Source organism: Chryseobacterium sp. BGA-UO-ETr-SB22, from assembly GCF_059567885.1.
In genome coordinates this window covers 2,100,088-2,126,537 of sequence record NZ_JCAQOV010000005.1, presented here as the reverse complement: position 1 = coordinate 2,126,537, position 26,450 = coordinate 2,100,088, and the positions used below count along the sequence as shown (strand labels likewise).

The window sequence follows — 26,450 nt, the reverse complement described above, 5'->3', positions numbered from 1 at the left end:
CTGAGTTTGCCTTTTACGGTCTGCTGACAGGGCGGTAACTCATAAAATATTGTATTCTTTCTTCTTTGTTGGGAGAAATGGTCTTTCCAAGGTCATTTTTAACATCATAAGAAATATTTCCCAGCTGATCGGCCTGAACTGTTTCTATACTTACCAATTCTCCGGTGATTGTTCCACCTATATATTGAGGATTGTCATGGTATTTCCAGGTAACCAGTTTCATCATTGAACCAGCTTCCGGTGTTTGGTTTTCCTTTGATAAAGATTCTAAAGCTTTTTCATTTCCGTATAAAGCGGACATTGTTTCTTTCTTAGGATTCAAAGAATTGGAGATGAATTTTAAAGGTCCCGGGTCAAAAACAACCCTTGAAAGTCCATTATCTTTCTCATTATTTTCTTTGCTGCAGGCGGTAAGAGCAACAAGGCTTACCAGTAAGATCAGTATTGTATTTTTCATTTTTTCTGTAGATTTTGAATTAATCTTTGGGTATTTACTTTCATGGGAACATCAAAAAGATAGCCTGTTTTCTCTGCTAATTGTCTATGGCAGGCAATGCATGATTCTTTGGCAAATGATGCCGTTTTTCCGGTAGGGTGAAGGTCATCTCCGGAGAATTTTGCAAATCCCCAGCCTTCAGTATCTTGATATTGCTTGGAATCTTTTACCATAAACTGAGCATTGATAAATTTTCCGGGTCTGATCTCTCCGTCAGGTAATTCCTGTTGTTTCCATACAGATTTCACCACAATACTTCCGTCTGGCCATGGATGAAAGTTTTCTGTTTCCACCGCTTTTACCGCAATATCATTTCCATAAATAACACGGATGGAATTGTCAAAAAGAGTACTCATACTGATGACTTTCCAGTTTTTAAAATCTGGAGTATACTGAACTCCATTGGGCGAAACCGGAAAATTTGCTGGAGTTGCAACAGATGTACTGGAAGCCGGATGAGGTTCATTTTTATGTTGTGCTGCGGGATTTACTGAAGATAATGAAAGGGTATATTTTTTAATGGTTTCAATATCCTTTTCTGTAATCTTGGCAGACGGATGAAGAAGCGTATATTCATGAAGAGGCATTTTCCCGCTCTGCATCATATTGAGAATAGCATACATTTTTCCCTGATGGTCAGCTGGAGAATATTTTTCCCACTCTGAGAAATTCAGGACTTCTCGGGCTCTCTTAATGTCTTTATTCACAGCCCAGGAAACAGGAGCAATTTTATCATACCAGCTTAGATTTTGCTGGTTGGAATGACAGTTGAAACATGAGTTTTCAAGAATACTGATGACTTCCCTTGGTGCTTCAATCTTTCCTGTAACCGGTTTTCCTTCCAATGGTCTGCTGAATAGCTGCAATCCTCCGAAGATTCCTAATATAGCCAGAAATACTATAGCAATGGAGTTTCTTTTTTTCTTTACGGTATCCATAATGAGTATTGTTTTATTTTCTGGATCAAAAGTAGACGGATAGCCTGTGCTGTGAAACGGAAAACAGGCCGAGCCGGACAAATCAAAAGGTGAATCCGGAATTTTGAGCCCCGAAAACAGACATAAAAAATCACGATAATTTCTGTTACCGGGATTTGCTGAAATCTTTTAATTTATAAAGTAATACCGCCATCTATCACAATTTCAGTGCCTGTGATGAAACCTGAAAGTTGCTCATCTGATAAATAAGTAATCAGTTTGGCGACTTCTTCAGCTTCTCCCATTTTTTTCAGCGGAATCTGATCTACAAGTTGATGGGTAATATTTTTCAAAGTTTCTTCATCAAGGCCGGCTTTGCTCATAATTTCAGTTTTTATAGGGCCAGGGCTTATCATATTCACTCTGATTTTTCTTGGTGCTAGTTCTGCAGCAGCCGTTTTCGCAATAGAGTTCAATGCAGCTTTGCTCGCCTGATAAACTGAACTGTTGGGTTTATAAGTAGAAGCCACTATTGAAGATAAAAAGATAACAGAAGCTCCATCGTTCAATAGAGGAGTGAATTTACTTAGCGTAAAATAAGCTCCCCTGAAATTAATATTCATCACCTGATCAAAATTTTCTACATCCATATTTTCAATAGAAGTCAGGCTTCCTGTAATTCCTGCATTGATAAACAGGATATCCACTTTTCCGAATTGTTTTTCTACTTTTTCTTTTAAAAGATCAATATCACTAAGATTTGCCTGGTCTGCGATGAATGGGATAGCACCAAGCTCCTGAGCCGCTTTTTCTACAGCTTCTTTTCGTCTGCCAGTGATAATGACCGTTGCACCTTCTGAAATAAGTTCTTTTGCTGCAGCGAATCCGATTCCGCTGTTTCCTCCTGTCACGATAGCCAGTTTGTTACTGAATTTTTTCATTGTAAAATTTTTGACAAAGTTATTTCAAAATGGTATACTTTTGTTACCAGTATTACAGAGTATACCAGTATCATTCATGATATCACTTAACTTTGCAATTATGGAAAGAGATCAAAACGAAGAACTTAGAGCCTTACAGGATACCCTTTATTTTATCGGAGGAAAATGGAGAATTCCTGTGATCAATTCGCTTTGTAATGGGAACAAACGCTTCAGGGAAATTGAACGGAGTATTCCCGGAATTACAACCAGAATGCTTTCAAAAGAACTGAAAGATATGGAACTGAACAAACTGTTAAAACGGAACGTTTATCCGGAGACTCCTGTTTTAATAGAATATGAACCCACAGAATACTGCCGGACTTTTGGAAACATCATTATGGAAATGATTAACTGGGGCAGGGAGCACAGGAGAGTGATTGTGGAGGATAGATAGGTAAGAGGGGCAGGTGATAGGTTGCAGGGATTAGGAATTAGGGATGCGTTAACCTTGACTAATGAATATGTGCTCAATTCCCCTCCTTTGGAGGGGGCTCAAAAATTCTTTGAATTTTTGACGGGGTGTTGGATCTGTATTAAAAAAGCCTTTCATATAAAGAAAGGCTTTTTATTTATTTGTTGATTATTTCAATTATTACATTGGCGGGTGGGTCCGTATAGTAATCGTTAATAATAAAAGAATTTGTTGAACTCAGAGAAACAATCTTGTTTCCATAATTAAATACTTTAAATGGATATCTTTGAGTATTGATTGAATTTACTTTTGCATAACTGCTCAGATTGTAAAGTTCAATACTTTTTTTATCAGTTCCAGCAATGATATTGCTGGCATCAAAATCGAAACTTGTCAATACTGAGTTTCCTCTCGGTAGGTTTCCTGTAAAAACTAAATTACTGTTATACATAGCACCTTCCATGGAGGTTAAGAATCCATTTCCTCCGGGTAAAGCCTCAAATATTTTAGCATTTAAAGGGTGGTCACCATGATAATTATCTTCAAATCTATTTATAAATGTACCATCTAAATTATAGTTGAAGCGAAGCAGATTAGTCGGGCTTACATTTGTTGTAATAAAAAAGAAACTTGAATTAGTATTCGGCACCTTCTTTATTCTTCCAAACTGATAGCTTCCATTTGTTGATATTAATTGTTTAGTAGCTCTGTCTATACATTTCAAAGAAATATTTGAAATATCTCCTGTTGTTCCATACAATTTATTATCAGCTAATACCACACTTGTAACATTACTTCCAAAGTTAATTTGGTCCTTAAGTGTTAAGTCACTTGTGTTGTAAATGTATACCCAACCGTCATTTCTAGGTACATATAGCTCCTTTTGTCCTGAAAAAGTACCAAGAAAAGGATATCCTAAAGTTGCTCCTGTAGAAATTTCCTTTATAATAGAACCAGAGATCACGTCATATTTCATAATGTTTCCATTGGCTCCAAATATGAACATACTTCCATTGTCCGAATCAAATAAGGCATCCGTCGGTCGGATATTAAGCAATTTAATATCCGGCCTTTTATATGTAACAACATTACTCTTTAGATTTTGCCCATTATTGGAATATCCAATAATTTGATAATCCAGATAAGGAGTATATGGGATATTGTTATCAACTTTTACAAATGTACTTCCACTCTCCTGATTCAAAGATTCGGGAGTTCCATTTTCAGAAGTTCTTCTTGAAAATTGAAAACTTTGATATTGATTCTTACCCGTTGTCGTCCATTCGAGTTTTAATGTGTTTTCATCAACCACTACAACTTCTTTCAGAACTATTTTTTCTTCTGGTGTTGTTGGTGGAGGCGTGATGATTTCATCAGAATCGCTTGAACATGAAATAATAAGGGTTACCAATAAAGATAAAAATCCAAAATTTTTGATATTCATATTCTTAAATTCCGTCAATGATTTCATTTAAAACAGTACTAGGTCTCATGGCTGCATACGTTTTATAAGTATCAGCTTTGTAGTATCCTTCAATATTTTGAGGTCTACCCTGAGCACCAATTAATTCTGCATTGATTACTTCTTCATTTTCCTGCATTGCCTGTGCAACTGGAGCAAATTGTTTAGCCAATTCAGCATCAGCAGTCTGGTTAGCTAATGCTTCAGCCCAGTACATTGCTAAATAGAAGTGAGAACCTCTGTTGTCAATCTGACCTATTTTTCTTGCAGGAGATTTATCTGTAGCTAAGAATTTAGCGTTAGCTTCATCCAATGCATCAGCTAACACCTGAGATTTTGTATTTCCCTGAGTCTGTGCCAAGTGCTCTAAAGAAGCCTGAAGTGCTAAGAATTCACCTAGAGAATCCCATCTTAAGTATCCTTCTTCTAAGAACTGCTCAATATGTTTAGGAGCAGAACCTCCGGCACCAGTTTCAAATAAACCGCCACCATTCATCAATGGAACAATAGAAAGCATTTTTGCAGAAGTTCCAAGTTCAAGAATTGGGAAAAGATCCGTTAAGTAATCTCTCAATACGTTTCCTGAAACAGAGATCGTATCTTTACCTTCTCTTGCTCTCTTAAGCGTTTCAGTCATCGCATCTTTTACATCAAGAATTCTGATGTCAAGACCTGTTGTATCGTGGTCAGCAAGATATTTTTCTACTTTTTTGATGATTTCTCTGTCATGAGCTCTTCCTTTGTCTAGCCAGAAAATAGCCGGAGTATCAGATAATCTTGATCTGTTTACTGCTAATTTTACCCAGTCCTGAATAGGAGCATCTTTAGTCTGACACATTCTGAAGATATCATCTTTTTCTACTTTCTGAGAAAGAAGAACGTTTCCAGCTTCATCCTGTACTTCTACAGTTCCTTCAGCAGACAATTGGAACGTTTTATCATGAGAACCATATTCTTCAGCTTTCTGAGCCATTAAACCTACGTTTGGAACAGATCCCATTGTGGTAGGGTCTAATTTCCCGTGCGCTTTCATATCATCAATTACAGACTGATAGAAACCAGCGTAAGAACGGTCTGGAATGATACAAACGGTATCTTCTTCGTTTCCTTCTTTGTTCCACATTTTACCTCCGCCTCTTACAAGAGCAGCCATAGATGCATCAACGATGATATCAGAAGGTACGTGGAAGTTAGTAATTCCTTTGTCAGAATTTACCATGGCTACTCTTGGTCCTTCAGCAAGAGCTTTTTCAATATCAGCTTTAATGTCAGCTTCCTGAGCATTTCCTTTGATTTTTTCGAAAAGATCAGCAAGACCGTTATTTGGATTGATGTCTAAAGATTTGAAAGTCTCAGCATATTTTGTAAATACTTCTTTGAAGAAAGTCTCAACGATTGCTCCAAAAATGATTGGATCAGAGATTTTCATCATGGTAGCTTTAAGGTGGGCAGAAAGAAGTATGTTTCTTTTCTTAGCCTCCTCAATTGCCTCCTGAACAAATACTTTTAATGCATTTAAATTCATTACAGAAGAATCAATAACTTCACCTGCCTGAAGACCTGCGAAATCTTTTAATACAGATTCTGAACCATCATTTCCTTTGAATACAATTCTGTATTTTGCAGCATTTTCTAAGGTAGTAGAATTTTCTGTACCGTAGAAATCACCATTATTCATATGAGCTACGTCAGTTTTGCTGTCAGATGCCCAGTTACCCATTCTGTGAGGGTTTGCTTTTGCATAGTTTTTAACAGCTTTTGGAGCACGTCTGTCAGAGTTTCCTTCTCTTAACACAGGGTTTACAGCGCTTCCTAATACTTTAGCATATTTAGCCTTGATTGCTTTTTCTTCGTCATTTTTAGGTTCTGCAGGATAGTTTGGAACAGCGAAACCTTTACCTTGTAGCTCTGCAATAGCTGCATCCAATTGCGGTACAGAAGCAGAAATATTAGGTAACTTAATGATATTAGCGTCAGGTTGAGTAGCCAATTGGCCTAGTTCTGATAAAGCATCACCAATTTTTTGGTCATCTTTTAAAAACTCAGGGAAGTTTGCTAAAATTCTTCCTGCCAAAGAAATATCCGGTACTGCGATTTCGATATTTGCTGATTTTGTGAAAGCCTTTACAATAGGTAAAAACGAGTGAGTAGCCAGCATTGGAGCTTCATCAGTAAGAGTGTAATAGATTTTTGATTTTTCTGACATTATACTGTTATTTTTTATTTGAAATTTTAAGTCCCACAAATTTAGTTAAAATTTAAATTTTGGGATGAATCCTTTATCGAGTTTTTTTACTTTAAGATTAATTTAACCTTAATAAGACCGTAGAAATTTTCTTTTTTGATTAAATTTGAAAAACTAAAAAATAAAATTATGTCCACGACAATCACTTTAAAAGGAAACGAAGTACACACAATAGGAGCTTTACCATCTGTAGGAACTACTGTAAAAGATTTTGCATTGGTAGATTCAGGATTAAATGTGAAAACACTTGAAACTTTTGAAGGAAAGAGAAAAGTGTTCAATATTTTCCCAAGTATTGATACTCCTACTTGCGCCGCTTCTTCCAGAAAATTCAATGAAGAGGCTTCAAAACTTGACAATACAGTAATCATCAATGTTTCAAAAGACCTTCCGTTTGCTTTAGGAAGATTCTGTGCAGCTGAAGGATTGAACAATGTAGAAACACTTTCAGATTTCAGAAGCAGTTTTGGAGATGATTATGAAGTGACAATCGCAGATTCACCTTTGAAAGGACTATTGAGCCGCGCAGTAATCGTTACAGACGAAAATAATCAAGTAGTATATACTGAGCAGGTTTCAGAAATTGCTGACGAACCTAATTACAATGCCGCTCTTGCAGCATTGAAATAATAAAAATAATTTTTGTAGAAAAGCCTTGTGAATGTAATTTTTGCAAGGCTTTTTTTGAATGTAAAACCTAATCAAACACCAAATGATGTCAGACAATTACAAGAAATATGGAGAACTTTTTCAGGTAGACTCGGAACATTTTGAAGAATTTTATGCACTCCTTCATGATACAGTACTTTTAAAATCTGATTTTTTTCTAAAACAGGGAGACAAATGCAAATACCTTGGCTTTATTAAAAAAGGAACAATCAGATGTTTTTATATCAATGATCAGGGTCGTGAAATCAATTTTGGGTTCTATTTTGAAAATGAATTTTTTACCGATTACGAAAGCATACTTTGCGATACCGTGTCCAATATGAACATCCAGGCTCTGGAAAACTGTGAGATTCTACTGCTGAGTAAAGACCATCTGCGGGCTTTATACAAAAAAGAAGCTTACTGGCAGCAATTCGGGCGTGTGATGAGTGAAAAGATTTATCTGGATGCTAAAAAAAGAATTGATGATCTGTTGTGCTATTCTCCGGAAAACAGATACCTTAATCTTGTAAAAAAACAACCTGCACTTTTCCAGAAAGTAGCCCAGAAACACATTGCCAGTTACCTTGGTGTAACAGAGCAGTCACTCAGCCGGATTAGAAGCCGGATTGTTAATTAACTTAAGTTAACGTCCACTGATATTTTAAACTTTAGCTTTACCATCATCAAATTTTAACACAATCATTATGGAACAAAAAGAATTAACCATTATTTTGGTACACGGAGCATGGGGAGACGGATCGCACTGGCAATACGTTATTCCTTCACTTACAAAAGCAGGGTATAAAGTAAGAAGCGTTCAGAATCCACTTACTTCATTGCAGGACGATATTAATAAGACTAAAGATCTTATTGATGCTCAAGACGGGAAAGTGCTTTTAGTAGGGCATTCTTATGGAGGTGCCGTTATTTCAGGAGCGGGACACCATGACAAAGTAGCAGGACTGGTTTATATTGCCGCCTTCGCACCGGATGCAGGAGACAGTCTGGGCTCTCTGTTGGGAAGACGTGAATCACCAGGTGGAGCTAGTATTTATCCGGATAATAAAGGTTTTTTATGGATCAAATACGATGAATTTAAATCTGCTTTCTGTCAGGATTTAGATGATGAAAAAGCATTGGTGATGTCGTTATCACAAAAACCTATTCATGGGCAATGTTTCGGGGATGTAGCGGGAGAACCTGCATGGAAAATTCGCCCAAGTTGGTATCAGATCTCGTTACAGGACCGTATGATCCCTGCAGAAACGGAAAAAGAAATGGCAGAGCGTCTTGAACCTAAAAAAATAATTTCTCTGGATGCAGGACACGCTTCATTGGCATCACATCCGGAAGAAGTTACTCAGTTGATCTTAGAAGCAGCAGCGGCTGTTTAAAAACAACATACAATACAATAATTGATTAGCCTTGTGAAATTTTATGTAATTTCACAAGGCTTTTTTAATGAAAAACTAGTACAAAATGGTAAAAAGAATCGTAGCCAATATTAAAACGGATGATCTTTCGCAGGCAGACCTTTTCTATCAGGAAATTCTGGAACTGAATGTTTTGATGGATCATGGCTGGATAAAGACTCTGGGAAATAATGAAGAGGCAAAAGTTCAGATTAGTTTTGCTGAACAGGGAGGAAATGATACTGAAGTTCCCGATCTTTCCATTGAAGTAGATAATGTAGATGAAATTTATGATAAAATGAAAAATGCAGGCTTTGAAATCACTTACGAGCTGACCAATGAAGAATGGGGAGTTCGCAGATTTTTTGTTAAAGATCCATTTCAAAAACTGATCAATATACTGTCTCACCAATAAACTATCTTATAATGAAAGCAGAACGGATAATTCCTATTTTAAGAATCTTCGATTATCAGAAAACAAAAGAATTCTATGTAGACTGGCTGGGGTTTGAGATCGTATGGGAACATTATTTTGATGAAAATACTCCCGTTTATATGGAAGTGAAAAGAGAAAATATTATTTTCCACTTAAGTGAACATCATGGTGACGGTACGCCCGGGACCAGAGTAGCTGTCTGGGGGGAAGGTGTTCCTGAATATCATAAAGAACTGATTGATAAAAAATACAAATACAACCGTCCGGGACTTGAAAAAACATTTTATGGCGCTGTATCTTTTACCGTAATTGATCCTTTCGGAAACAAAATTACATTTGAAGAAGAATATAATGAAGAGAAACACAAAGACCTTGAATTTTATTCACATGATTAATACTTTTCAAGTACTTTAACTATTATTAATGGATCATGCTTTCAAATATACACCAGGAATTTGAACCCTCTGAAGAACTTCAGGATGCCATAAAATGTTTTTGGTATAACAGAAGAGATTATGGAGAAACACCGTCCGGATTTACTGTGCTTCCAGATGGATATGCTGAAATTATTTTTCATTTCGGCAGCGGATGCAGTATTACCCAGGATGAGAATGTACAGTCTTTACCTTCTCCATTTATCATGGGTCTGCTCAATCAGCCCGCTCTTTTTTATGCTCAAAATCAATTGGAAATCATCAGTGTAAGATGTTTTCCATGGGCAGTTTTTGACTTATTGGGGCTTTCATCAGAAAAAACTGAAAACGGAGCTCATACATTTGAACATCCGGTTGCCCAGCTTCAATGTGTATTAAATGATCTCGTTACTGCAGGTAAAATAGAAGAAGCTATATCTCAGGTAGAACAATACTTTCTGAAATTACGGTCACAGATTACCCTTGATAGTCTGCTCTTCAAAGCAGGAGCTGCTATGAGAAAAGCGAATGGGACTATTCCTGTCAATCAGGTGGCTGATGCTGCTCATATGACGGTTCGCACATTAGAAAGAAAATTTAAACAATATTCCGGTCATACCGTTAAAGATGTATCCGGGGTGATGCGTTTTGAACAGATAAGAAACCGGTTATGGCTTTCTCCTGAAACTTCTCTTGCCGCTCTGGCTCAGGAGTTTGGTTATAGTGACCAGCCTCATTTAAGCAGAGACTTTAAAAAATATACTGGAATAACACCTGCCGCTTTTGCCCGCGAAATTAGAAAAAGAAAACAGATGGTAAACAATGATTTTGTCGCATTTGTACAAGCCTGATACCATAACATTCCTGAATTTTGTGACATAATAAAATACATCACAAAATTATGCTACTCAATCATAAAAAAATAGCCATTATTGGCGCAGGTCCGGTTGGTTTAACCATGGCAGTCTTATTACAGCAGAAAGGTATTGAAGTAAATGTTTATGAAAGAGATAAGAACGCACAGACAAGAGTTTGGGGCGGAACTTTAGATCTTCACCAGGAATCAGGACAGAAAGCAATGAAAAAGGCTGGATTGTTGGATAAATATTACGAAATAGCCTTACCTATGGGAATCAAAATCGCTGATGAACAAGGCAATATACTTTTTACGAAAGAAATTACTTCTGAAAATCAATATGATAATCCGGAAATCAACAGAAATCATTTAAGAGAAATGTTGCTGGCTAGCCTTTCAGATAATACGGTAATTTGGGATATGAACTTTACCGGAATGGAAGAAAATAACGGGAAATGGCAGCTTCATTTTAAGGATAAACCTGATGTTACTGCGGATTTGGTCATAGGCGCTAATGGCGGAATGTCTAAAGTAAGAAAATATGTAACAGACGCCGAAGTAGAAGATACAGGAACTTTTATCATTCAGGGAGATATTCCTCAACCTGAGAAAGCATGTCCCGAATTCTTTGAATGGTGCGACGGGAAAAGACCAATGACCGTTTTTGAAGGCAATTTATTGGTAGCCAATCCCTATAATAACGGAGCAATGACGTATGGAGTTATATTCAAAAAGCCTGAAGAATGGAAAGATGGCTGTACCTTGGACTTTAAGGATACAGAACAGGTTTGTCAGTTTCTTTCTGAAAGATTCTCTGCATGGAATGAGCTTTATCAACAGCTATTTAATTCAACTTCCTTTTTTGTAGGGCTGCCAACAAGAAAAATTCCATTAGACAAATCCTGGAAAAACAACCGTTCTTTGCCTGTAACACTTATTGGAGATGCCGCACATCTGATGCCGCCTTTTGCAGGGCAGGGAGTGAATAGCGGACTAATGGATGCTTTAATTTTATCAGAAAACCTGACAGAAGGAAAATATCAAAGCATAAATGAAGCTATTGACGCTTACGAACAAAAAATGTTTGTCTATGCCAAAGATGCACAGCAGGAATCCAGTAAAAATGAACTGGAAATGCGTGATCCCGTTTTCTCTTTTACAAGTCTTATCCAATAACTATGATAATAGAATTAATGATCCGGATCATTAAATAGTAAGGGGAATAAAACTTAACTTTACATTTTTAAAAATATAATGAAACGTTCAGGAACAGCAGATTTACCCCTTCACTACGGCAAAGTACCGCCATGGCTGTATGAGCGTATGTCTGTTCTGGGACTTTCTATTATCGAAGTCATTCTCATGGATTATGGGAAAGATGAGGTATTGCGCCGATTGGCAGATCCGTTCTGGTTTCAGAGTTTTGGAGCGGTGATGGGAATGGACTGGCATTCTTCAGGAATTACCACTTCCGTGATGGGAGCATTGAAACGTTCCATTAATCCGAATTCACAATCTCTGGGACTTTATATCTGCGGGGGGAAAGGAAAGTTTTCCCGGGAAACTCCGTCAGAGCTGATCAGAATTGCTGATAAAACGGGACTCAATGGAACAGACCTGGTAAGAGCCAGCAAGCTTTCTGCAAAAGTAGATAATACGGCAATTCAGGACGGCTATCAACTGTATCTGCACAATTTCATCCTTTCCGATACTGGAAACTGGAGCGTTATTCAGCAGGGAATGCATGAGTCGGATGGAACAGCAAGGCGGTATCACTGGCATTCTGAAAACATTACATCATTTGTAGAACAGCCTCATACAGGGATCAACGGAATTTCAAGAGGAAAGATTCTTAACCTTACAGATACTGAAGCTTCTGAGAACAGAAAAGGAATTTTAGATATTTCCCATACCGATTCTGCGGAAGTGATGAAGGATTTCGCAAGATTGATTCTTCCTGCCCATCATGACGTTCAGGCTTCTGATGTAGATCTGAAGCGTCTGGGAGCACTTTTATATGTTACTCAGGAACAGCAGCCACAAAATTTTGAAGATTTACTGTTGCTGGAAGGAGTAGGGCCAAGAACCATGCAGTCATTGGCTTTGGTAAGTGAAGTCATTCACGGAGCTCCCTCAAGATTTGCCGATCCGGCAAGGTTTTCCTTCGCGCATGGAGGAAAAGACGGACATCCTTTTCCTGTTCCTGTCAATACCTATGATGAAAGTATCAGCATCCTGAAAAAAGGAATAGAAAAGTCCAAATTAGGAAATTCTGATAAATTAAATTCCCTGAATAAACTTCATCAGATCGTAGTCAATGCCGAAAAAGATTTCACTCCGGATTTTGATATTCAGCAGGTGATTGAAGAAGAAAGACAAAACTCGTGGCGTTTTGGCGGAAAAACGGTATTCGGAGATGCCCAGAAACCCAACACTCCAAAATCGATACAGCTTTCCCTGTTTTAAAATATTTCTTTTAAAAACTTTACAATCACTATCATCGGCAAATACTCATTCCCATCCTCTGGAGGGGTGGCGAAAATTCAAAGAATTTTTGACGGGGTGGTTAAATGAGTGTTTAAAAGTTGTTAGTCCTAAAATACCTTTAATTTCAATGTGGTATATGCTTTTTTATAAAAGTATTATATTCTTTGTTTAATGTTTTTTGCTCTTAATTCAATTAAAAATTTTATTTTTAAAGTCTGAAAAAATAGACACCAATGACCAATAAAGCCTTAGAAATCTGCTACGACTTTCCCTTTTTTTTCCGTGAGGAACTGGATGAGATATTTCAGGCTCATGAGAAAACATCTTTCCAAAAAGGAGATTTCATTCTTGAGGAAGGAAAAACAGCCAATGAATATTATATTCTTGAAAGCGGATTGGCGCGTTCCTATGTTAATGATTTCAACGGAAATGAAGTAACCACTCACTTTTTCGTAGAAAATGAAGTCATTATTGAGGTTTTGTCAATGTTTCAGCGGGTTTCCTCTCAGGAAAATATCGTTTGTATTACAGATTGTGAATGCTGGAGGATGGATTATGATACCTTTCAGGAATTATTCCATAAAATTCCAAACCTTAGAGAATGGGGAAGATCATGGATGTCTCAGGAACTTTTTGCTTACAAACAGCGCTCCGTAGAAATGTTCACGCTTTCAGCAACCAAAAGATACCTTAATCTGCTGGAGCAGAAATCTAAAGTCATACAATTTGCACCATTGAAGCAGATAGCTTCCTATCTTGGAGTTACAGACACTTCTTTGAGCCGTATTCGCAAAGAAATAGTTTCCCATCCTAAGAAAAATTAAATCTTGCCCTATGACAAGTTGATTTTCATTGCACCTTGGTAATTTTGGATAACAGATTAACACTAAAATTACAAAAATGAAAGTCAATCAAATTTATGTGAACCTTCCGGTAAAAGATGTACAGAAAACAAAAGAATTCTGGACTAAGGTTGGTTTTTCGATTAATGAACAATTCTCTGATGATAAAGCAGCCTGTGTTGCTTTGAACGATACCATCTATGTTATGTTTCTGCAGGAAGATTATTTTATGACCTTCACTAATAAGCCTGTTGCCAAAGAAAATACCAGTCAGGTTCTTGTAGCCGTAGGTTTGGACAGCCGTGAAGATGTAGATAAAATAGTGAATACCGCTGTAGAAAACGGAGCGTGGCAGCATGAAGAACCTCAGGATTACGGATGGATGTATCAGAACTCTTTCTGGGATCTTGACGGACATGGCTGGAACATGACGTTTGCTGATATGTCGCAAATGCCGGCAGAATAGCTTACATCCCGATAAAAATTAAATCTTGTCTTATGGCAAGCATATTCTTACCATACCTTGGTAACTTTGAATACAATACACCACCAAAAATTACAAAATGAACATTAACGATATATACGTCAATTTACCCGTAAAAGACGTACAAAAAACCAGAGAATTCTGGACAGATCTTGGCTTTTCTATCAATGAACAGTTTTCAAATGATAAGGCAATATGCGTGGTAATGAAAGAAAATCATATTTATACCATGCTTCTCAAAGAAGATTTCTTTCAGACCTTTACGAACAGACCTTTTGCTAAAGGAGATACTACACAGGTACTTCTTGCCATTGGGGTAAACAGCCGCGAAGAAGTAGATCAGATGGTAAAAACAGCCATCGGAAACGGAGGTTCAAAATATGGTGAGCCCGTAGATTATGGATGGATGTATCAAAGCAGCTTTGCTGATATCAACGGCCATCAGTGGGAAGTGATGCATGGAGACGTATCTCAGATGCCTGCGGAATAACTTATTAAATACATACCCTATGGAAACACAATCAAACGATATAGAAATCATAAAAAATCAGGTAGCCAGTACTTATTATGTGATCACTTCAAATATCGATGGCATTTCCCATGAAGAATCTATGATTTTCCCCAATGGTGAAGCCAATTGTATGAACTGGATTCTTGGACATTTGATCTACATCAGAAATCCCTTACTGAATATTCTTGGAGAAGAATCCGTTTGGGACGGCGAAAAATTTTCATTTTACAATAGAGGTGAAATTGCTTTAGATCACAAAGATGAATTAATCAACTTCGAAGATTTAAAATCCTATCTGAAACAAACTCAGGACAGGCTGGAAGCAAAACTAGAGACACTTGACAGCTTTAAACCGGAAATGGTTAAAGATATTTCAACCCTAAGCCTTCATGAAATTTACCACAGCGGTCAGCTGGGCTATCTCCGTAGAATCTTAGGAAAACCGGGCGCCATAAAATAGATTCCTTGCTTGCTCGGAATGACAAATGAACTGTCGCAGTTTTCCATACTATTTTTAGAAGAGTACAATTTTATCGAAGATAAATCCTTGCGCCTTAAAAATGCACAGTTTGTAAAATACTTTGCGCCTTTGCGTTTCTCTTAACTCCTCAACCTTCTAATATAAAATTAAAATGGACACACCAAAATCAAAAAAAATGGAAATCATTATTCCGGCTTACAGAATGCACTCCCAAAGCTTTATGAATGTTTTGGAAGGCATTTCGGAAGAAGATGCATTGAAAAGAATTGAAAATAAAACCAACCATATTGTGTGGATGGCAGGGAATTGTGTCAATATGCGCTACGGCTTGGGCTGGGTGCTTGGAATACAGGAAGAAGACCCTTACAGTGACTTGTTTTTCCAGGGAAAAGCGCTGGATGAAAGCTTTAAATATCCCACTTTAACTGAACTAAAGGAAAACTTTCATGCAATTTCCGCTAAAGTATACCAAAGACTTTATGAAGTAACAGATGAAGAACTGGATGAGATATTTGAAATAGGAATGAATATTCCCTTTATTAAAGAAACAAAACTCAATTTTGTTGGAATGTGTATCGGCCGTGAAGACTATCTCTGCGGGCAGATAGGCTTGATGCGCAGAATTCTGAACTATCCCGGAATGAAGTATGATGTAGATGAAAATCTTAAATACTAACAATGAATCCGGTAGAAAAAGGCTATAAAAAAGTCAATGGCATTCAATTGTATTACGAGATCTATGGATCCGGAAAACCTCTCGTTCTTATTCATGGCGGAGGATCTTCCATTCTGTACGATTTTAAAGAAGTCATTGCCAGACTGGAGGACAAGTTCCAACTCATAGGAATCGATCTGCAAAATCACGGACGCAGTGAACACCGCGATATTCCTGAAACCTTTGAACAGGATGCCGATGATGTTGCCAGACTTTTAGCAGAATTAAACATCGGAAAAGCTTCCTTTTGGGGATTCAGTAATGGTGGAAGTACGGTGATGCAAATTGCCCATCGACATCCAAGAATAGTAGAAAAACTGGTCGTTGCCTCTGCATTTTATAAAAGAAACGGAATGATAGACGGCTTTTTTGAAGGAATGCAGGAAGCTACTTTTGAATCAATGCCCGAACCTTTCAAAATTAATTTTTTAAATCTCAATCCGGATTTTTCAAAACTGGAAAACCTTTTTGAGAAAGACTGCAAGAGGATGCAGACATTTGAAGACTGGGATGACGAGGTGCTGACTTCCATACAATCACCCACATTATTCATCAGTGGTGATCAGGATGTCATGAAACCGGAACATGCAGCAGCAATGTGGCGCCTGGTGAAAGGCTCCCGGTTAATGATACTTCCCGCAACGCATGGTATTTATATGATGCCTGACTTTGACGGAAGTATTGACATCAACTTAATAGACTTTACCGTCAGAGAAGTAGAAAAATTTATAATCCATTAAGAACTTTGGAAATAATGAATAGTGCTAAGTAAATCTTTCTGATTTACAATATGTTAAATGTAGTTGTACTTACTATTCATACTCAATTAATTAATCCTTAATGGAATAACAATAGAACCTTATATTTTATAATAATAACTTTAAAATTAAAAATCATGGCTAAATTAAATCCGTATCTGAATTTTGATGGAACAGCTGAAGAAGCGTTCGGTTTTTACAAAACTGTTTTCGGTGGTGAATTCGTTGGAGGAATTCATAAAATGGGAAATGCTCCCGGTACAGAAAACCTTTCAGAAGAAGAAAAAAACAGGGTAATGCACATTGCACTGCCTATTGGAGGTGACCTTTTAATGGCATCAGACATTGTACCTGGGTTTGGGCAGACTCTTACCGTGGGAAACAATAATTACGTTTCTGTTTTCCCGGATTCCAGAAATGAGGCCGACAGAATCTTTAAAGAGCTCTCTGATGGCGGAAACGTGGAAATGCCGATTGAAGATCAGTTTTGGGGAGACTATTTCGGATGCTTTCAGGATAAATATGGTGTTCATTGGATGGTGAACTATAATGATGAATACGCAAAATAATCCTATATTTAACTAATTATAAAAGAGGTGCCCATTTTTTTGGGCAGCTCTTTATTCAAACTATAAAAAAATTAGAACTATGGATCCAATTAAAATAGACATTACAATTTTAGCACCCGTTGAAAAAGTTTGGAATTATTTCAATGAGCCAAAGCATATCACAAAATGGAATTTCGCCCACGAAAGCTGGCAGTGTCCTAGTTCTGAAAATGATCTGAAAGTAGGAGGCAAATTCAAAAACAGAATGGAAGCTAAAGACAAAAGTTTCGGATTCGATTTTGAAGGAGTTTATGACGAAATTATTCCTCATGAGGTTATCAAATATCATATGGAGGACGGACGGAAAGTGGAAGTTGTTTTCGATAAAATAGATGAAAACACAACGAAAGTTATTGAAATTTTCGATCCGGAAAAACAAAATTCAGTGGAAATGCAGCGAGATGGCTGGTATGCTATTCTTAACAATTTCCACAAGTATGTTGAGAATCATTAACAATATTTTTTGTAGCCATGATCAATTTAGTTATCATGTCCAAGAGTTTAAATTCCATTTATGCTTTTAATTATGACTCTAAAGAAGAATTTCTTCATGGAGTTATTGCCATACCTGCAAGAAGAGCTTTAGAAAAAGAAAAAATAAATTCTTTGGAAATACTTTCAGATTATTCCGAGAAAGAAATTATGCAGCTGCATGGTTTCGGGAAAAATACGATGGTGAAACTGAAGAATTATATGAAAGAAAATCAGGTATGTTTTAAAGAAGCATAAAAAGTATAACTAAACCATTTTACGGTGTCATTGCAAACGAAGTAGAGTAATCTCTTTAAAAGCAAAGACATAAGATTTCTTTTGCTGTAAAATTAATCAGCAGAAGAATACACCATTCCTAAGAAAAAAGTAAAACATTATAAATCAATGCATTTAAATATAAAATTATGAACAACGATATTTTCCCATGTCTCTGGTATGACGGAGACGCCAAACAGTCTGCTGAATTTTATTGTAAAGTTTTTGGAGGCGAGATCACAGCAGATACGCCTGTGGTGATGAATATTGATTTGTTTGGACAAAGATTGATGCTTCTGAATGGCGGTCCTCAATTCAAAAAAAATGCTTCCATCTCTTTCATGGTGATCTGTGAAACGGAAGATGAGGTTCAAAAGTACTGGGATCAGCTGCTCGATGGCGGGATAGCTTTGATGGAACTGGGATCTTACTCATGGAGCAAAAAATATGGCTGGGTTCAGGATCAATATGGAGTAACATGGCAGTTGTTTTTGGGTGAAAAAGCAAGCGATCAGAAAATAATTCCTACTTTGATGTTTATCCATGGAAACAATGGAAAAGCAAAAGAAGCAATGGAACTCTATACCAAAACGTTCGCCAACTCAAGCATTGGAAACATATTGACCCATGGAGCAGGAAGTGAAGGACACGATATCCCGGAACCGGCTGAAAATGTTCAGCATGCTCATTTTGTGATAGACAATTACAGCTTATTCTGCATGGATAATTCTTATGATCATCAGTTTGATTTCAATGAAGGAATTTCGCTGGTGGTAATGACGGACGATCAGCTGCAGACGGATAACTACTGGAACACGCTTACAGCAGACGGAGGCAGAGAAAGTATGTGCGGCTGGCTGAAAGATAAATATGGGCTGAGCTGGCAGATTGTGCCTAAAAAACTCATTCAGTTAATGAATGATTCCGATAGGGAAAAAGCTTATAAAGTAGTTCAGGCTATGATGAAAATGCAGAAAATAATTATCCAGGATTTGGAAGATGCTTATCATTCTTAAATATTTTCGGCGTATTGTTTGATGTAATTTAGAGAAAAGATTTGCTTATGAAGACACAGAACAAATCAAAATCTAAGTCAAAAGTCCCTAAAGAAGGACTGTTTCCGGAAATTATCCGCAACGATTATCAGGGAAGCCGGAAGCTGAAGGGTAAAAAAGCCGTTATTAGTGGAGGAGACAGCGGAATAGGGCAGGCTGTAGCCGTTCATTTTGCCAGAGAAGGAGCAGACGTCGCCGTTATCTACAAAGAAAGCGATGATGATGCCAAAGAGACTCAAAAACTGGTTGAGAAAGAGGGACAGAAGTGCCTTTTGATAAAAGGTGATCTTACCCGGAAAACATTCAGAACCCAATGCGCAGACAAGATTAAAAAAGAGTGGAAGAAACTTGATATTCTTGTGAATAATGCAGGAATTCATACCTCCAAAAGCAGTCTGGAAAAAATCTCTGATGAGCAGATTCAGGAAACATTTGATACTAATATCATTTCCATGATTTCTTTCACCAGAAATTTTCTTCCGCTAATGGGAAAAGGAGGAAGAATCATCTGCACGACATCTGTCACAGCATACCGCGGAAGCGATCATTTAATTGATTATGCTGCTACAAAAGGAGCCGTGTTGTCTTTTATCCGTTCACTGGCAGATAACCTTGCCGGAAAAGAAATTCTGGTCAACGGAATTGCACCCGGACCTATATGGACTCCGCTTGTGAAAGTAGCTTTTGATGACCTTTCCAAATTTGGAAAAGACACTCCGCTGAAGCGTGCGGGACAGCCATCAGAAGTGGCTCCTGCCTATGTTTTTCTCGCGTCTAAAGATGCAAGCTATATCACGGGAGAAATCATTCACATCAATGGAGGTGATTTTGTCGGAGGATAGAAAAGAAATTAGAATTTAATATACTTACCTTCAAAATCTCAAACTCCAACCCAATCACCTGCAACCTATTAACCACCACCTAAAACCTTAAAATATATGGAACGATTATCATATGAAATAGAAATCAATGCCGAACCTGAAAAAGTATGGAGTGTCCTTTGGGGAGATATTACCTACAGACAATGGACAACGGCATTTACAGATGGTTCTTTCTATGAAGGAACGCTCGAAGAGAACAATATCATTAAATTTCTTGACCCCAAAAACAACGGAATGTACAGCAGGGTAGAAAAAGTGATTCCTAATGAAGAAATAAAATTTCTGCATCTGGGAGAAATTTATAATGGTATTGAAGTCCCTAAGGATTGGGGGGAAGCAACAGAAGCCTATTTTCTTGAGGAAAATGAAGAAGGAACGCTGCTGAAAACAGAAATTCAGACCCCTGCAGAATTTAAAGAATTTTTTGAAGAGAAATTTCCCAAAGCGATGAATATTGTTAAACATCTTTCAGAAAATCAGCTTTAAACATTTCTGGTTGAAATATACCGGATATTGAAAGTAATTCATAACCAAATCACTGTAAAAAATATAAAAATGGAAACCTTATCATATGAAACAGTAATTGATGCTCCTCTACAGAAAGTATGGGACATTCTCTGGAATCCTGAAACATATAGTGAATGGACCCAATTTTTTGGTGCAGGATCTATCATGAAATCCGATTGGAAGGTAGGTGGGAAAACCTATTTTTTGAATGCTCAGGGAGAAGGAATGGTTTCAACCATAGACAGCCTGGAGGAACCTAATCAGATTGTTTTTAAACATCTGGGAATGGTAGACAAAAATGGAGTAGAAGACACCCAAAGCAAAGAAGTCATGGAATGGAACGGAAGTTTTGAAAAATACTTTTTAATTGACTTTGGAGGAAAAACAAAACTTCATGCCGAAGTTCAGGTTGAAAAACAATGGGAAGATCACATGAATACAGGCTTTACAAAAGGGCTGATGGTCGTGAAAAGCCTCGCAGAAGGAGTAAGCCTTGATTCAGTGTGATGAAGTTCAAAATTAAAAATTTAGAGTTTAGAATTTCTATCCTAATCCCTGCTACCTGCAACCTAACATCTACCACCTAAAAAAATGAAACTACTCGTCATACTTTTCACAACATTTATTCTGGCTTTGCTGGGAACTTTTTTAGTTCAGGGAAAGCCGGATTTTATATTTTCAGGAAACCTGGGAATGGCTATATTTATTATATTTACAGGCTTTGCCCATTTTAAATTCCAAAAAGGGATGGCCATGATGATTCCGGAGTTTATCCCTGCCAGAATGTTTTGGGTATACTTTACAGGAGTCTTGGAAATTGCTGCGGGAGTTGGGCTTATGATTTCGGCAGTTCGTGAGACTACTGCGGTGTTACTCATCATTTTTTATGTATTGGTTTTTATTGCCAATATTAACTCTTCCAGGAAAAGGATTAATATTTTTAAAGCAGATTACACGGGTCCGGGAATGAAATACCTTTATAGGCAAAGGATTCCCATGCAGATTATTTTAATAGTCTGGACCTGGTATTTCGGAATATACTTACACTAAATAAAAGAGACAGTCATTGAGGCTGTCTTTTTCATATAATTGATATTTTTTAAACTAATTGATAAAATAATGTAACATTTTAGGGGTATAGAGTGTCTTATTGTATAAATGCATTTATTTTTTATTGTTTTGAAAATAAGTGCTTTCTATAACTTTAACCTTAAAAACAGAAGTTATGAATCTAAATCACAAAATTTTCGGTACAGCTATTATTGTACTATCCACTATGATGATCAACGCACAAAGTTCTACGGCCAAACTGCCGGGAGATCCTACCTTACCATCTTCCAAGGCTAATCTTGAGAAACTTATTTCTTATGATAAAGGAAGCTTTAAATACAAAGTTGAAGATTACTTTGCAAGACCAAAAGCTTCCGGATTTAAAATCTCTCCTGACGGGAAATATCTTTCCTATAAAGAAAAAGATCAGGATAAAAAAAATCATGTATACGTTAAAGACCTGAGTACAGGAAAGATCACTAAGGCCATCGTTGAAAAAGATGATCTGATCAAAGGTTATGGCTGGCTGAACAAAAAACGTCTTTTCTATACGCAGGATAGAGGAGGAAATGAAAATATTCACCTTTATGCTACCGATACAGATGGAAGCAATCAAAAGGATTTAACGCCATTTGACGGTGTAAAAGTACAAGCTATTATTCCTGTAAAAGATACTGATTTCGTTGTGGTTACCATGAATAAAAACAACAAACAGATCTTTGAACCTTTTAAAATCAATTTCGTTACAGGGGAAATGACTCAGCTGTACGAAAATAAAGATGTCAACAGCCCTATCGACGACTATCTTTTTGATAAAGACGGGAATCTGAGAGGGTATAGCGTTCTTGAAAACGGATTGACAACAAAAACCTATTATAAAGATCTGCAGACAGGAAAATTCAACCTGATCAAATCTGCAGACTGGTCTGATACCTTTAGTATTATAGAGTTTAATGAAAATTCTAAAAATAAAGACGAAGCGTATGTAGTAACGAATCTTGATAGTGATAAAGCGAGAATTGTACTCTACGATCTGAAAAAAAATGCTGTGATTAAAGAAATTTATTCCAATCCTGTATATGATGTAAGTTCAATAAGCACGGCGGGTAAAAATAGAAATTATGAGCTTGATTTTATTAGCTATGAAGGGACAAAAGGAGAAACAGTTCCGGTAAGTAAATTTTATAAAGAAATACATGATAAATTAAAATCTCAGTTTGGAGAAAAGGAATTTGGAATTGCTTCTTCTGATGATAATAATGATAAACTTCTGGTGGTTGTAGGAAGTGATAAGCTCTACGGAACTTATTATGAATATGATACCAAAACCAAACAAACCAAGCTTCTTTACAACCTGATGCCTCAGCTGAAAGAAGAAGATATGGCTGAAATGAGACCTATCGAATTTAAAAGCAGAGACGGAATGACCATTCATGGATATATCACATTGCCTAAAGCAGCGTTGGATGGTAAAAAAGTTCCAATGATTGTGAATCCTCACGGTGGCCCGCAGGGAATCAGAGACAGCTGGGGATTCAATCCGGAAGCACAGTTGTTTGCAAGTAGAGGATATGCCACACTTCAGGTCAACTTCAGAATTTCCGGAGGCTATGGAAAATCATTCCAGAAAGCAGGTTACAAACAGATCGGAAGAAAGGCCATGGATGATGTGGAAGACGGAGTAAAATATGCTATCAGTCAGGGATGGGTAGATAAAGATAAAGTTGCCATTTATGGAGGAAGCCATGGTGGATATGCTACACTAATGGGCTTGATTAAAACTCCTGACCTGTATACTTGCGGGGTAGATTATGTAGGAGTATCCAACATCTTTACCTTCTTTGATTCGTTCCCGGAATACTGGAAACCTTATAAAGAAATGGTAAAACAAATCTGGTATGACCTGGATAATCCTGAAGAAGCTAAAATTGCTAAGGAAGTTTCTCCGGTGTATCAGATTGATAAGATCAAAAAGCCATTGTTTGTGGTTCAGGGAGCTAATGACCCAAGGGTAAACATCAATGAATCTGATCAGATCGTAAAAGCTATGCGTGCCAAAGGTTTTGAAGTTCCTTACCTGGTAAAATACGATGAAGGACATGGATTTGGAAAAGAACCGAATAGAATTGAGCTTTACAAATCAATGTTAGGATTCTTTGCGGAAAATTTTAATAAGTAACTAATAATTTTATAATATGGAAACGGAAGGCTGATGTCTTCCGTTTCTTTTTTGTTATTATGCCTAGATGAGTGTTTAGATTCCTACGGAATGACAAACTGTATGGATAAACTATCATTACAATTGTGTCATTCCGTAGGAATCTCAAATGAAGTTAGAAATTGAGAATGGATAAAAAGGTCATTATCATTCATTACTTGTCCTCCTAGCCCCGATAGCAGCGGTTACCCCGGAGCATGGGTAGGAGAGTCGGAGGGTGAGGTTGTAGGGGAGTTTGGCGTGAGGAGTATGAGCGGATAGCGGGAATAAGCTCCCGTAAAAATAAATAATGAGTAATAAGCAATGAGTAATTTGTAATAATTGAGAAGATAAAAATGTTGATGGATAAAAGAAAAATTGAATTGTAAGAAAAATATTTTAAATTTATTAAAGTAAAACCAAAAGGCTGGCCGTCATAGCAATATGGAGGTTGTCGAAAAAATAACAATGCCACAGAAGGAGAAAGAAAGCATCATCTCACAAACCGTTTCCAACTACGGAGGGAAGCTGATGTCCTATATTCGTCCGAAAGTGAAAAACACGGAGGATGCGGAAGATATTCTGCAGGAGGTGTGGTATCAGTTCAGTAGCCTTACGAATATTTCGGAGATCGTAAATGTTGGTGGGTGGCTGTATAGGGTAACGGCAAATAAAATTACAGACCGTTACCGCAAAAAGAAAACAGAAAATCTTGAAGATTTCGTATATGAGGATGAAGATGGTACTTTTTCTATCAAGGATATCTTATTGATGGATGACAGCGCCGGTCCTGAGGTGAAAATGTTTCAGGATGAGATCTGGAAAAAACTGTTTGAAGCACTAGACGAACTTCCCGAAAAACAAAGACTGGTCTACGTAGAAAATGAACTAAACGACAAAACACTCCAGGAGATTGCTGATGAACAGGGAGAAAATATTAAAACCATCATCAGTAGAAAAAACTATGCTGTGAAGCATTTGAGAAACAGATTGAGAAAATTGTACGAAGATTTAAAAAGTTAGAAAAAGAAATTATGAATTATAAACACAAAAAGGGTTGGATTTTTTTATTGTTATGCCCGCCGTTAATTTTAGTCGCTGTTACATGGATTGTAATGCTGCTTTGGAATTGCCTTCTCCCGGAGATTTTAGGAGTAAAAGCCATTACCTTCTGGCAGGCCATGGGAATCTTGATCCTAAGTAAAATTCTTTTCGGTGGTTTCCATTTCGGTAAAGGAATGAAAGACTTTAAGGAAAGGAAAATGAGAGAGAAAATGGAAGGCTGGTCCCCTGAAGAAAGAGAGAAATTCAAAGAAGTTTGGAGAAATAAATGTTCAGGCGGATTCTTCAACAGAAACAACGAATAATTTGAAAATTTTAAAGAAGTAGTAAAGTAAAATTAAAATTCATTCGTCTCTATAAAAAACAAGAAGTAGTAAAATTTAAAATTTTGAAAAAATGAAAAATTCAGCATTAAAAGGAGCTCTGGGAGCATTAGCCGTTGTAGGTGTAGCCTTAATCGCTAAAAAAGCAATACAAAGAAAAAGATTTATCAAAGGTATTTTTGATGAGTACGGAATCAAGGAAAAATCACCTTTCGGACTGGCAGATAAGATCAGAGAAATGAATGATGAAGACTATCAGGAACTGAAAGGGAAATTTAAAAAAGAATTCCATTCAAGATGCTGCAAAAAGGATAATACCTGCGAAGCATAATACGTAAGACTAAATTAAAATTGTTAAAATTTCGGCGCGGGAAGCTCTGCTTCCCGCGCCGGAATTTTAACATAAGACTTATTGTCAGAAAGGAAATATAATAATTTTACCAGACAGCAGGAAAAAACTCATACTACTATTGTTTGAAAGGATTTTGGTTATTATTTATAGCAAATACCGCTCAATGGAGTCCATCAAAATCTCTTTGGCATTATGGGCCAGATTCTGATAAGGATAAAATCCGTATATAGAATCAAAATTGATGTTTTTTACCTGTTCTTTAATTCTCTTTATTTCCTTTAAAGGTAAAGGAATTCTATTGGGATAGCTGTACATGACGGCAAAATGCTTCATGCTGGGGGAAAGATAAAAAGTGTCACCGCAAAGCACTGTTCCTTTTTCAGACATTGTGGTATGCAGCAGGATGGTGCTGCCTGCAAAATGACCGCCAATATTGATCAGGCACATCCCATCCCATAATGGTAATTCGTTTTCTTCCCACAGCAAAATGTTGTTTCCTTTTTCACTAATGTATGGCTCGTCATTTTTATGAATGTAAACAGGACATCGGAAAAGGTCTGCCCAATCGTTCATATTGCTGTAATAATGAGGATGTGAAAAGGCGATGGCCTTTAAGCCTCCTTTTGACCGGATAAAATCAATGACATTTTTGTCCAGCAGAGGAATACAGTCCCAAAGAATATTGCCGTGTTCCGAAATAAGCAGAAAAGCTCTTTGTCCGATTGCAAATTTGGGGGTAATGCAGATTTCATAAAGCTTGTCATTGAGTTGTTTAATCTCTGTGGCATATGTTTTTAAGAGGATGTCGTGGGAAGTCCATTCCTGCCCGGCTGCCGGTACGTACTGTCGTTCCTCCATGCATATGGCACATAGATGATCTATATAACCGAGAGGGAATTGTGTGCCGCAGGCTGTGCATATTTTTTTTGTCTGTACCATATTATTACTTGTGAGATTAATGAGTGGAGACAGTATTGCTGTTGTTATCACTATGCTCGTGTTTTTTAAAAATAGTAATCTGTCCATTCCTTTTGTCTTTATTTTTACAAGGATAAAGTTGAACAGAAATGAAGAGATAAGAAATGGATAATCTGCTGTATTTATTGG

General features: G+C 37.1%; 33 protein-coding genes. 27 read left to right on the top strand and 6 right to left on the bottom strand.

Annotated features, from left to right (window positions below; all coding sequences use genetic code 11):
• Nucleotides 1–13: 13 nt before the first annotated feature.
• The 3 genes from AC57AW_RS17045 to AC57AW_RS17035 all read right to left on the bottom strand — a co-directional run bounded on the left by AC57AW_RS17045 (nucleotide 14) and on the right by AC57AW_RS17035 (nucleotide 2,354).
• On the bottom strand, nucleotides 14–457 hold the full coding sequence (locus AC57AW_RS17045; RefSeq protein ID WP_496352826.1) for a hypothetical protein: 444 nt from the start codon (nucleotides 455–457) through the stop codon (nucleotides 14–16).
• A complete protein-coding gene (locus AC57AW_RS17040; protein ID WP_496352825.1) occupies nucleotides 454–1,434 on the bottom strand; it encodes a heme-binding domain-containing protein in 981 nt (326 codons plus the stop codon). Before AC57AW_RS17040 ends, AC57AW_RS17045 begins: the two co-directional genes overlap by 4 nt.
• Before the next feature lie 173 nt (nucleotides 1,435–1,607).
• Nucleotides 1,608–2,354, bottom strand: coding sequence for an SDR family oxidoreductase (locus tag AC57AW_RS17035; protein ID WP_496352824.1), 747 nt, complete (start codon nucleotides 2,352–2,354; stop codon nucleotides 1,608–1,610).
• 100 nt (nucleotides 2,355–2,454) lie between these two features.
• On the opposite strand from AC57AW_RS17035, the gene AC57AW_RS17030 reads away from it, so the two are divergent.
• Complete coding sequence (locus AC57AW_RS17030) at nucleotides 2,455–2,790, top strand: winged helix-turn-helix transcriptional regulator (RefSeq protein ID WP_496352823.1); 336 nt, start codon at nucleotides 2,455–2,457, stop codon at nucleotides 2,788–2,790.
• A 175-nt stretch (nucleotides 2,791–2,965) separates the two neighbouring features.
• Here the strand turns inward: AC57AW_RS17030 and AC57AW_RS17025 are convergent, their stop codons facing one another.
• Both AC57AW_RS17025 and AC57AW_RS17020 read right to left on the bottom strand, forming a co-directional pair.
• Complete coding sequence (locus tag AC57AW_RS17025; protein ID WP_496352822.1) at nucleotides 2,966–4,252, bottom strand: hypothetical protein; 1,287 nt, start codon at nucleotides 4,250–4,252, stop codon at nucleotides 2,966–2,968.
• Nucleotides 4,253–4,256: 4 nt separating this feature from the next.
• Nucleotides 4,257–6,476, bottom strand: a complete 2,220-nt coding sequence (locus tag AC57AW_RS17020) for an NADP-dependent isocitrate dehydrogenase (RefSeq protein ID WP_496352821.1) — start codon at nucleotides 6,474–6,476, stop codon at nucleotides 4,257–4,259.
• 168 nt (nucleotides 6,477–6,644) lie between these two features.
• Here AC57AW_RS17020 and tpx point away from each other — a divergent pair, with 168 nt between their 5' ends.
• From tpx to AC57AW_RS16890, 26 genes are all read left to right on the top strand, one after another.
• Nucleotides 6,645–7,145 (top strand): thiol peroxidase, encoded by a 501-nt coding sequence (tpx, locus tag AC57AW_RS17015; protein ID WP_318845274.1) that lies wholly within the window; start codon nucleotides 6,645–6,647, stop codon nucleotides 7,143–7,145.
• A gap of 85 nt (nucleotides 7,146–7,230) precedes the next feature.
• Nucleotides 7,231–7,803, top strand: coding sequence for a Crp/Fnr family transcriptional regulator (locus AC57AW_RS17010; RefSeq protein WP_496352820.1), 573 nt, complete (start codon nucleotides 7,231–7,233; stop codon nucleotides 7,801–7,803).
• A gap of 67 nt (nucleotides 7,804–7,870) precedes the next feature.
• Nucleotides 7,871–8,560: an alpha/beta hydrolase gene (locus AC57AW_RS17005; RefSeq protein ID WP_318845276.1), complete on the top strand. Its 690-nt coding sequence runs from the start codon at nucleotides 7,871–7,873 to the stop codon at nucleotides 8,558–8,560.
• 85 nt (nucleotides 8,561–8,645) lie between these two features.
• Entirely contained in the window at nucleotides 8,646–8,993 is a 348-nt protein-coding gene (locus AC57AW_RS17000) for a VOC family protein (RefSeq protein ID WP_318845277.1), read from the top strand.
• 11 nt (nucleotides 8,994–9,004) lie between these two features.
• On the top strand, nucleotides 9,005–9,409 hold the full coding sequence (locus tag AC57AW_RS16995) for a glyoxalase superfamily protein (RefSeq protein WP_496352819.1): 405 nt from the start codon (nucleotides 9,005–9,007) through the stop codon (nucleotides 9,407–9,409).
• 35 nt (nucleotides 9,410–9,444) lie between these two features.
• Nucleotides 9,445–10,278, top strand: coding sequence for a helix-turn-helix domain-containing protein (locus AC57AW_RS16990; RefSeq protein WP_496352818.1), 834 nt, complete (start codon nucleotides 9,445–9,447; stop codon nucleotides 10,276–10,278).
• Between the two features lie 50 nt (nucleotides 10,279–10,328).
• On the top strand, nucleotides 10,329–11,459 hold the full coding sequence (locus AC57AW_RS16985) for an FAD-dependent oxidoreductase (RefSeq protein WP_496352817.1): 1,131 nt from the start codon (nucleotides 10,329–10,331) through the stop codon (nucleotides 11,457–11,459).
• Between the two features lie 78 nt (nucleotides 11,460–11,537).
• Nucleotides 11,538–12,749 (top strand): DUF763 domain-containing protein, encoded by a 1,212-nt coding sequence (locus AC57AW_RS16980; RefSeq protein WP_496352816.1) that lies wholly within the window; start codon nucleotides 11,538–11,540, stop codon nucleotides 12,747–12,749.
• Between the two features lie 254 nt (nucleotides 12,750–13,003).
• A complete protein-coding gene (locus AC57AW_RS16975; RefSeq protein ID WP_496352815.1) occupies nucleotides 13,004–13,594 on the top strand; it encodes a Crp/Fnr family transcriptional regulator in 591 nt (196 codons plus the stop codon).
• Between the two features lie 76 nt (nucleotides 13,595–13,670).
• A complete protein-coding gene (locus tag AC57AW_RS16970) occupies nucleotides 13,671–14,078 on the top strand; it encodes a VOC family protein (RefSeq protein WP_318845283.1) in 408 nt (135 codons plus the stop codon).
• Between the two features lie 97 nt (nucleotides 14,079–14,175).
• The gene (locus tag AC57AW_RS16965; RefSeq protein WP_496352814.1) at nucleotides 14,176–14,586 is read left to right on the top strand and encodes a VOC family protein; all 411 of its coding nucleotides are present in this window, start codon (nucleotides 14,176–14,178) and stop codon (nucleotides 14,584–14,586) included.
• 19 nt (nucleotides 14,587–14,605) lie between these two features.
• Nucleotides 14,606–15,067, top strand: a complete 462-nt coding sequence (locus AC57AW_RS16960) for a DinB family protein (RefSeq protein WP_496352813.1) — start codon at nucleotides 14,606–14,608, stop codon at nucleotides 15,065–15,067.
• 196 nt (nucleotides 15,068–15,263) lie between these two features.
• Complete coding sequence (locus AC57AW_RS16955; protein ID WP_496352812.1) at nucleotides 15,264–15,764, top strand: DinB family protein; 501 nt, start codon at nucleotides 15,264–15,266, stop codon at nucleotides 15,762–15,764.
• A gap of 2 nt (nucleotides 15,765–15,766) precedes the next feature.
• Complete coding sequence (locus AC57AW_RS16950) at nucleotides 15,767–16,543, top strand: alpha/beta fold hydrolase (RefSeq protein ID WP_496352811.1); 777 nt, start codon at nucleotides 15,767–15,769, stop codon at nucleotides 16,541–16,543.
• Nucleotides 16,544–16,698: 155 nt separating this feature from the next.
• Nucleotides 16,699–17,130 (top strand): VOC family protein, encoded by a 432-nt coding sequence (locus AC57AW_RS16945; protein ID WP_318845288.1) that lies wholly within the window; start codon nucleotides 16,699–16,701, stop codon nucleotides 17,128–17,130.
• Between the two features lie 79 nt (nucleotides 17,131–17,209).
• Complete coding sequence (locus AC57AW_RS16940) at nucleotides 17,210–17,623, top strand: SRPBCC family protein (RefSeq protein ID WP_047385479.1); 414 nt, start codon at nucleotides 17,210–17,212, stop codon at nucleotides 17,621–17,623.
• A gap of 35 nt (nucleotides 17,624–17,658) precedes the next feature.
• Nucleotides 17,659–17,898 (top strand): helix-hairpin-helix domain-containing protein, encoded by a 240-nt coding sequence (locus AC57AW_RS16935; protein WP_318845290.1) that lies wholly within the window; start codon nucleotides 17,659–17,661, stop codon nucleotides 17,896–17,898.
• Between the two features lie 167 nt (nucleotides 17,899–18,065).
• Nucleotides 18,066–18,932, top strand: coding sequence for a VOC family protein (locus tag AC57AW_RS16930; RefSeq protein ID WP_496352810.1), 867 nt, complete (start codon nucleotides 18,066–18,068; stop codon nucleotides 18,930–18,932).
• A gap of 47 nt (nucleotides 18,933–18,979) precedes the next feature.
• Entirely contained in the window at nucleotides 18,980–19,813 is an 834-nt protein-coding gene (locus AC57AW_RS16925; protein ID WP_496352809.1) for an SDR family oxidoreductase, read from the top strand.
• Between the two features lie 96 nt (nucleotides 19,814–19,909).
• On the top strand, nucleotides 19,910–20,338 hold the full coding sequence (locus AC57AW_RS16920; RefSeq protein ID WP_318845293.1) for an SRPBCC domain-containing protein: 429 nt from the start codon (nucleotides 19,910–19,912) through the stop codon (nucleotides 20,336–20,338).
• A gap of 69 nt (nucleotides 20,339–20,407) precedes the next feature.
• The gene (locus AC57AW_RS16915; protein WP_496352808.1) at nucleotides 20,408–20,866 is read left to right on the top strand and encodes an SRPBCC family protein; all 459 of its coding nucleotides are present in this window, start codon (nucleotides 20,408–20,410) and stop codon (nucleotides 20,864–20,866) included.
• Nucleotides 20,867–20,950: 84 nt separating this feature from the next.
• Nucleotides 20,951–21,409, top strand: coding sequence for a DoxX family protein (locus AC57AW_RS16910; RefSeq protein ID WP_496352807.1), 459 nt, complete (start codon nucleotides 20,951–20,953; stop codon nucleotides 21,407–21,409).
• A 175-nt stretch (nucleotides 21,410–21,584) separates the two neighbouring features.
• Nucleotides 21,585–23,588, top strand: a complete 2,004-nt coding sequence (locus tag AC57AW_RS16905; protein WP_496352806.1) for a S9 family peptidase — start codon at nucleotides 21,585–21,587, stop codon at nucleotides 23,586–23,588.
• Nucleotides 23,589–24,074: 486 nt separating this feature from the next.
• A complete protein-coding gene (locus AC57AW_RS16900) occupies nucleotides 24,075–24,629 on the top strand; it encodes an RNA polymerase sigma factor (RefSeq protein WP_228451546.1) in 555 nt (184 codons plus the stop codon).
• 11 nt (nucleotides 24,630–24,640) lie between these two features.
• Complete coding sequence (locus AC57AW_RS16895) at nucleotides 24,641–24,973, top strand: hypothetical protein (RefSeq protein WP_496352805.1); 333 nt, start codon at nucleotides 24,641–24,643, stop codon at nucleotides 24,971–24,973.
• Between the two features lie 91 nt (nucleotides 24,974–25,064).
• On the top strand, nucleotides 25,065–25,322 hold the full coding sequence (locus AC57AW_RS16890; RefSeq protein WP_047385468.1) for a hypothetical protein: 258 nt from the start codon (nucleotides 25,065–25,067) through the stop codon (nucleotides 25,320–25,322).
• Nucleotides 25,323–25,487: 165 nt separating this feature from the next.
• Here the strand turns inward: AC57AW_RS16890 and AC57AW_RS16885 are convergent, their stop codons facing one another.
• A complete protein-coding gene (locus tag AC57AW_RS16885) occupies nucleotides 25,488–26,369 on the bottom strand; it encodes an MBL fold metallo-hydrolase (protein ID WP_496352804.1) in 882 nt (293 codons plus the stop codon).
• Nucleotides 26,370–26,450: the final 81 nt, after the last annotated feature.

Bases quoted from the DNA above. Each gene is read 5' to 3' on its own strand.
- AC57AW_RS17010 (WP_496352820.1), top strand. From the start codon at position 7,231: ATGTCAGACAATTACAAGAAATATGGAGAACTTTTTCAGGTAGACTCG.
- AC57AW_RS16915 (WP_496352808.1), top strand. From the start codon at position 20,408: ATGGAAACCTTATCATATGAAACAGTAATTGATGCTCCTCTACAGAAA.
- AC57AW_RS16935 (WP_318845290.1), top strand. From the start codon at position 17,659: ATGTCCAAGAGTTTAAATTCCATTTATGCTTTTAATTATGACTCTAAA.
- AC57AW_RS16910 (WP_496352807.1), top strand. From the start codon at position 20,951: ATGAAACTACTCGTCATACTTTTCACAACATTTATTCTGGCTTTGCTG.
- AC57AW_RS16930 (WP_496352810.1), top strand. From the start codon at position 18,066: ATGAACAACGATATTTTCCCATGTCTCTGGTATGACGGAGACGCCAAA.
- AC57AW_RS16995 (WP_496352819.1), top strand. From the start codon at position 9,005: ATGAAAGCAGAACGGATAATTCCTATTTTAAGAATCTTCGATTATCAG.
- AC57AW_RS17005 (WP_318845276.1), top strand. From the start codon at position 7,871: ATGGAACAAAAAGAATTAACCATTATTTTGGTACACGGAGCATGGGGA.
- AC57AW_RS16905 (WP_496352806.1), top strand. From the start codon at position 21,585: ATGAATCTAAATCACAAAATTTTCGGTACAGCTATTATTGTACTATCC.
- AC57AW_RS16885 (WP_496352804.1), bottom strand. From the start codon at position 26,369: ATGGACAGATTACTATTTTTAAAAAACACGAGCATAGTGATAACAACA.
- AC57AW_RS16960 (WP_496352813.1), top strand. From the start codon at position 14,606: ATGGAAACACAATCAAACGATATAGAAATCATAAAAAATCAGGTAGCC.
- AC57AW_RS16945 (WP_318845288.1), top strand. From the start codon at position 16,699: ATGGCTAAATTAAATCCGTATCTGAATTTTGATGGAACAGCTGAAGAA.
- AC57AW_RS17045 (WP_496352826.1), bottom strand. From the start codon at position 457: ATGAAAAATACAATACTGATCTTACTGGTAAGCCTTGTTGCTCTTACC.
- AC57AW_RS17035 (WP_496352824.1), bottom strand. From the start codon at position 2,354: ATGAAAAAATTCAGTAACAAACTGGCTATCGTGACAGGAGGAAACAGC.
- AC57AW_RS17025 (WP_496352822.1), bottom strand. From the start codon at position 4,252: ATGAATATCAAAAATTTTGGATTTTTATCTTTATTGGTAACCCTTATT.
- AC57AW_RS16900 (WP_228451546.1), top strand. From the start codon at position 24,075: ATGCCACAGAAGGAGAAAGAAAGCATCATCTCACAAACCGTTTCCAAC.
- AC57AW_RS16975 (WP_496352815.1), top strand. From the start codon at position 13,004: ATGACCAATAAAGCCTTAGAAATCTGCTACGACTTTCCCTTTTTTTTC.
- AC57AW_RS17030 (WP_496352823.1), top strand. From the start codon at position 2,455: ATGGAAAGAGATCAAAACGAAGAACTTAGAGCCTTACAGGATACCCTT.
- AC57AW_RS16950 (WP_496352811.1), top strand. From the start codon at position 15,767: ATGAATCCGGTAGAAAAAGGCTATAAAAAAGTCAATGGCATTCAATTG.
- AC57AW_RS17040 (WP_496352825.1), bottom strand. From the start codon at position 1,434: ATGGATACCGTAAAGAAAAAAAGAAACTCCATTGCTATAGTATTTCTG.
- AC57AW_RS16890 (WP_047385468.1), top strand. From the start codon at position 25,065: ATGAAAAATTCAGCATTAAAAGGAGCTCTGGGAGCATTAGCCGTTGTA.
- AC57AW_RS16940 (WP_047385479.1), top strand. From the start codon at position 17,210: ATGGATCCAATTAAAATAGACATTACAATTTTAGCACCCGTTGAAAAA.
- AC57AW_RS16980 (WP_496352816.1), top strand. From the start codon at position 11,538: ATGAAACGTTCAGGAACAGCAGATTTACCCCTTCACTACGGCAAAGTA.
- AC57AW_RS16925 (WP_496352809.1), top strand. From the start codon at position 18,980: ATGAAGACACAGAACAAATCAAAATCTAAGTCAAAAGTCCCTAAAGAA.
- AC57AW_RS16955 (WP_496352812.1), top strand. From the start codon at position 15,264: ATGGAAATCATTATTCCGGCTTACAGAATGCACTCCCAAAGCTTTATG.
- AC57AW_RS17020 (WP_496352821.1), bottom strand. From the start codon at position 6,476: ATGTCAGAAAAATCAAAAATCTATTACACTCTTACTGATGAAGCTCCA.
- AC57AW_RS17000 (WP_318845277.1), top strand. From the start codon at position 8,646: ATGGTAAAAAGAATCGTAGCCAATATTAAAACGGATGATCTTTCGCAG.
- AC57AW_RS16920 (WP_318845293.1), top strand. From the start codon at position 19,910: ATGGAACGATTATCATATGAAATAGAAATCAATGCCGAACCTGAAAAA.
- AC57AW_RS16965 (WP_496352814.1), top strand. From the start codon at position 14,176: ATGAACATTAACGATATATACGTCAATTTACCCGTAAAAGACGTACAA.
- AC57AW_RS16970 (WP_318845283.1), top strand. From the start codon at position 13,671: ATGAAAGTCAATCAAATTTATGTGAACCTTCCGGTAAAAGATGTACAG.
- AC57AW_RS16895 (WP_496352805.1), top strand. From the start codon at position 24,641: ATGAATTATAAACACAAAAAGGGTTGGATTTTTTTATTGTTATGCCCG.
- AC57AW_RS16985 (WP_496352817.1), top strand. From the start codon at position 10,329: ATGCTACTCAATCATAAAAAAATAGCCATTATTGGCGCAGGTCCGGTT.
- tpx (WP_318845274.1), top strand. From the start codon at position 6,645: ATGTCCACGACAATCACTTTAAAAGGAAACGAAGTACACACAATAGGA.
- AC57AW_RS16990 (WP_496352818.1), top strand. From the start codon at position 9,445: ATGCTTTCAAATATACACCAGGAATTTGAACCCTCTGAAGAACTTCAG.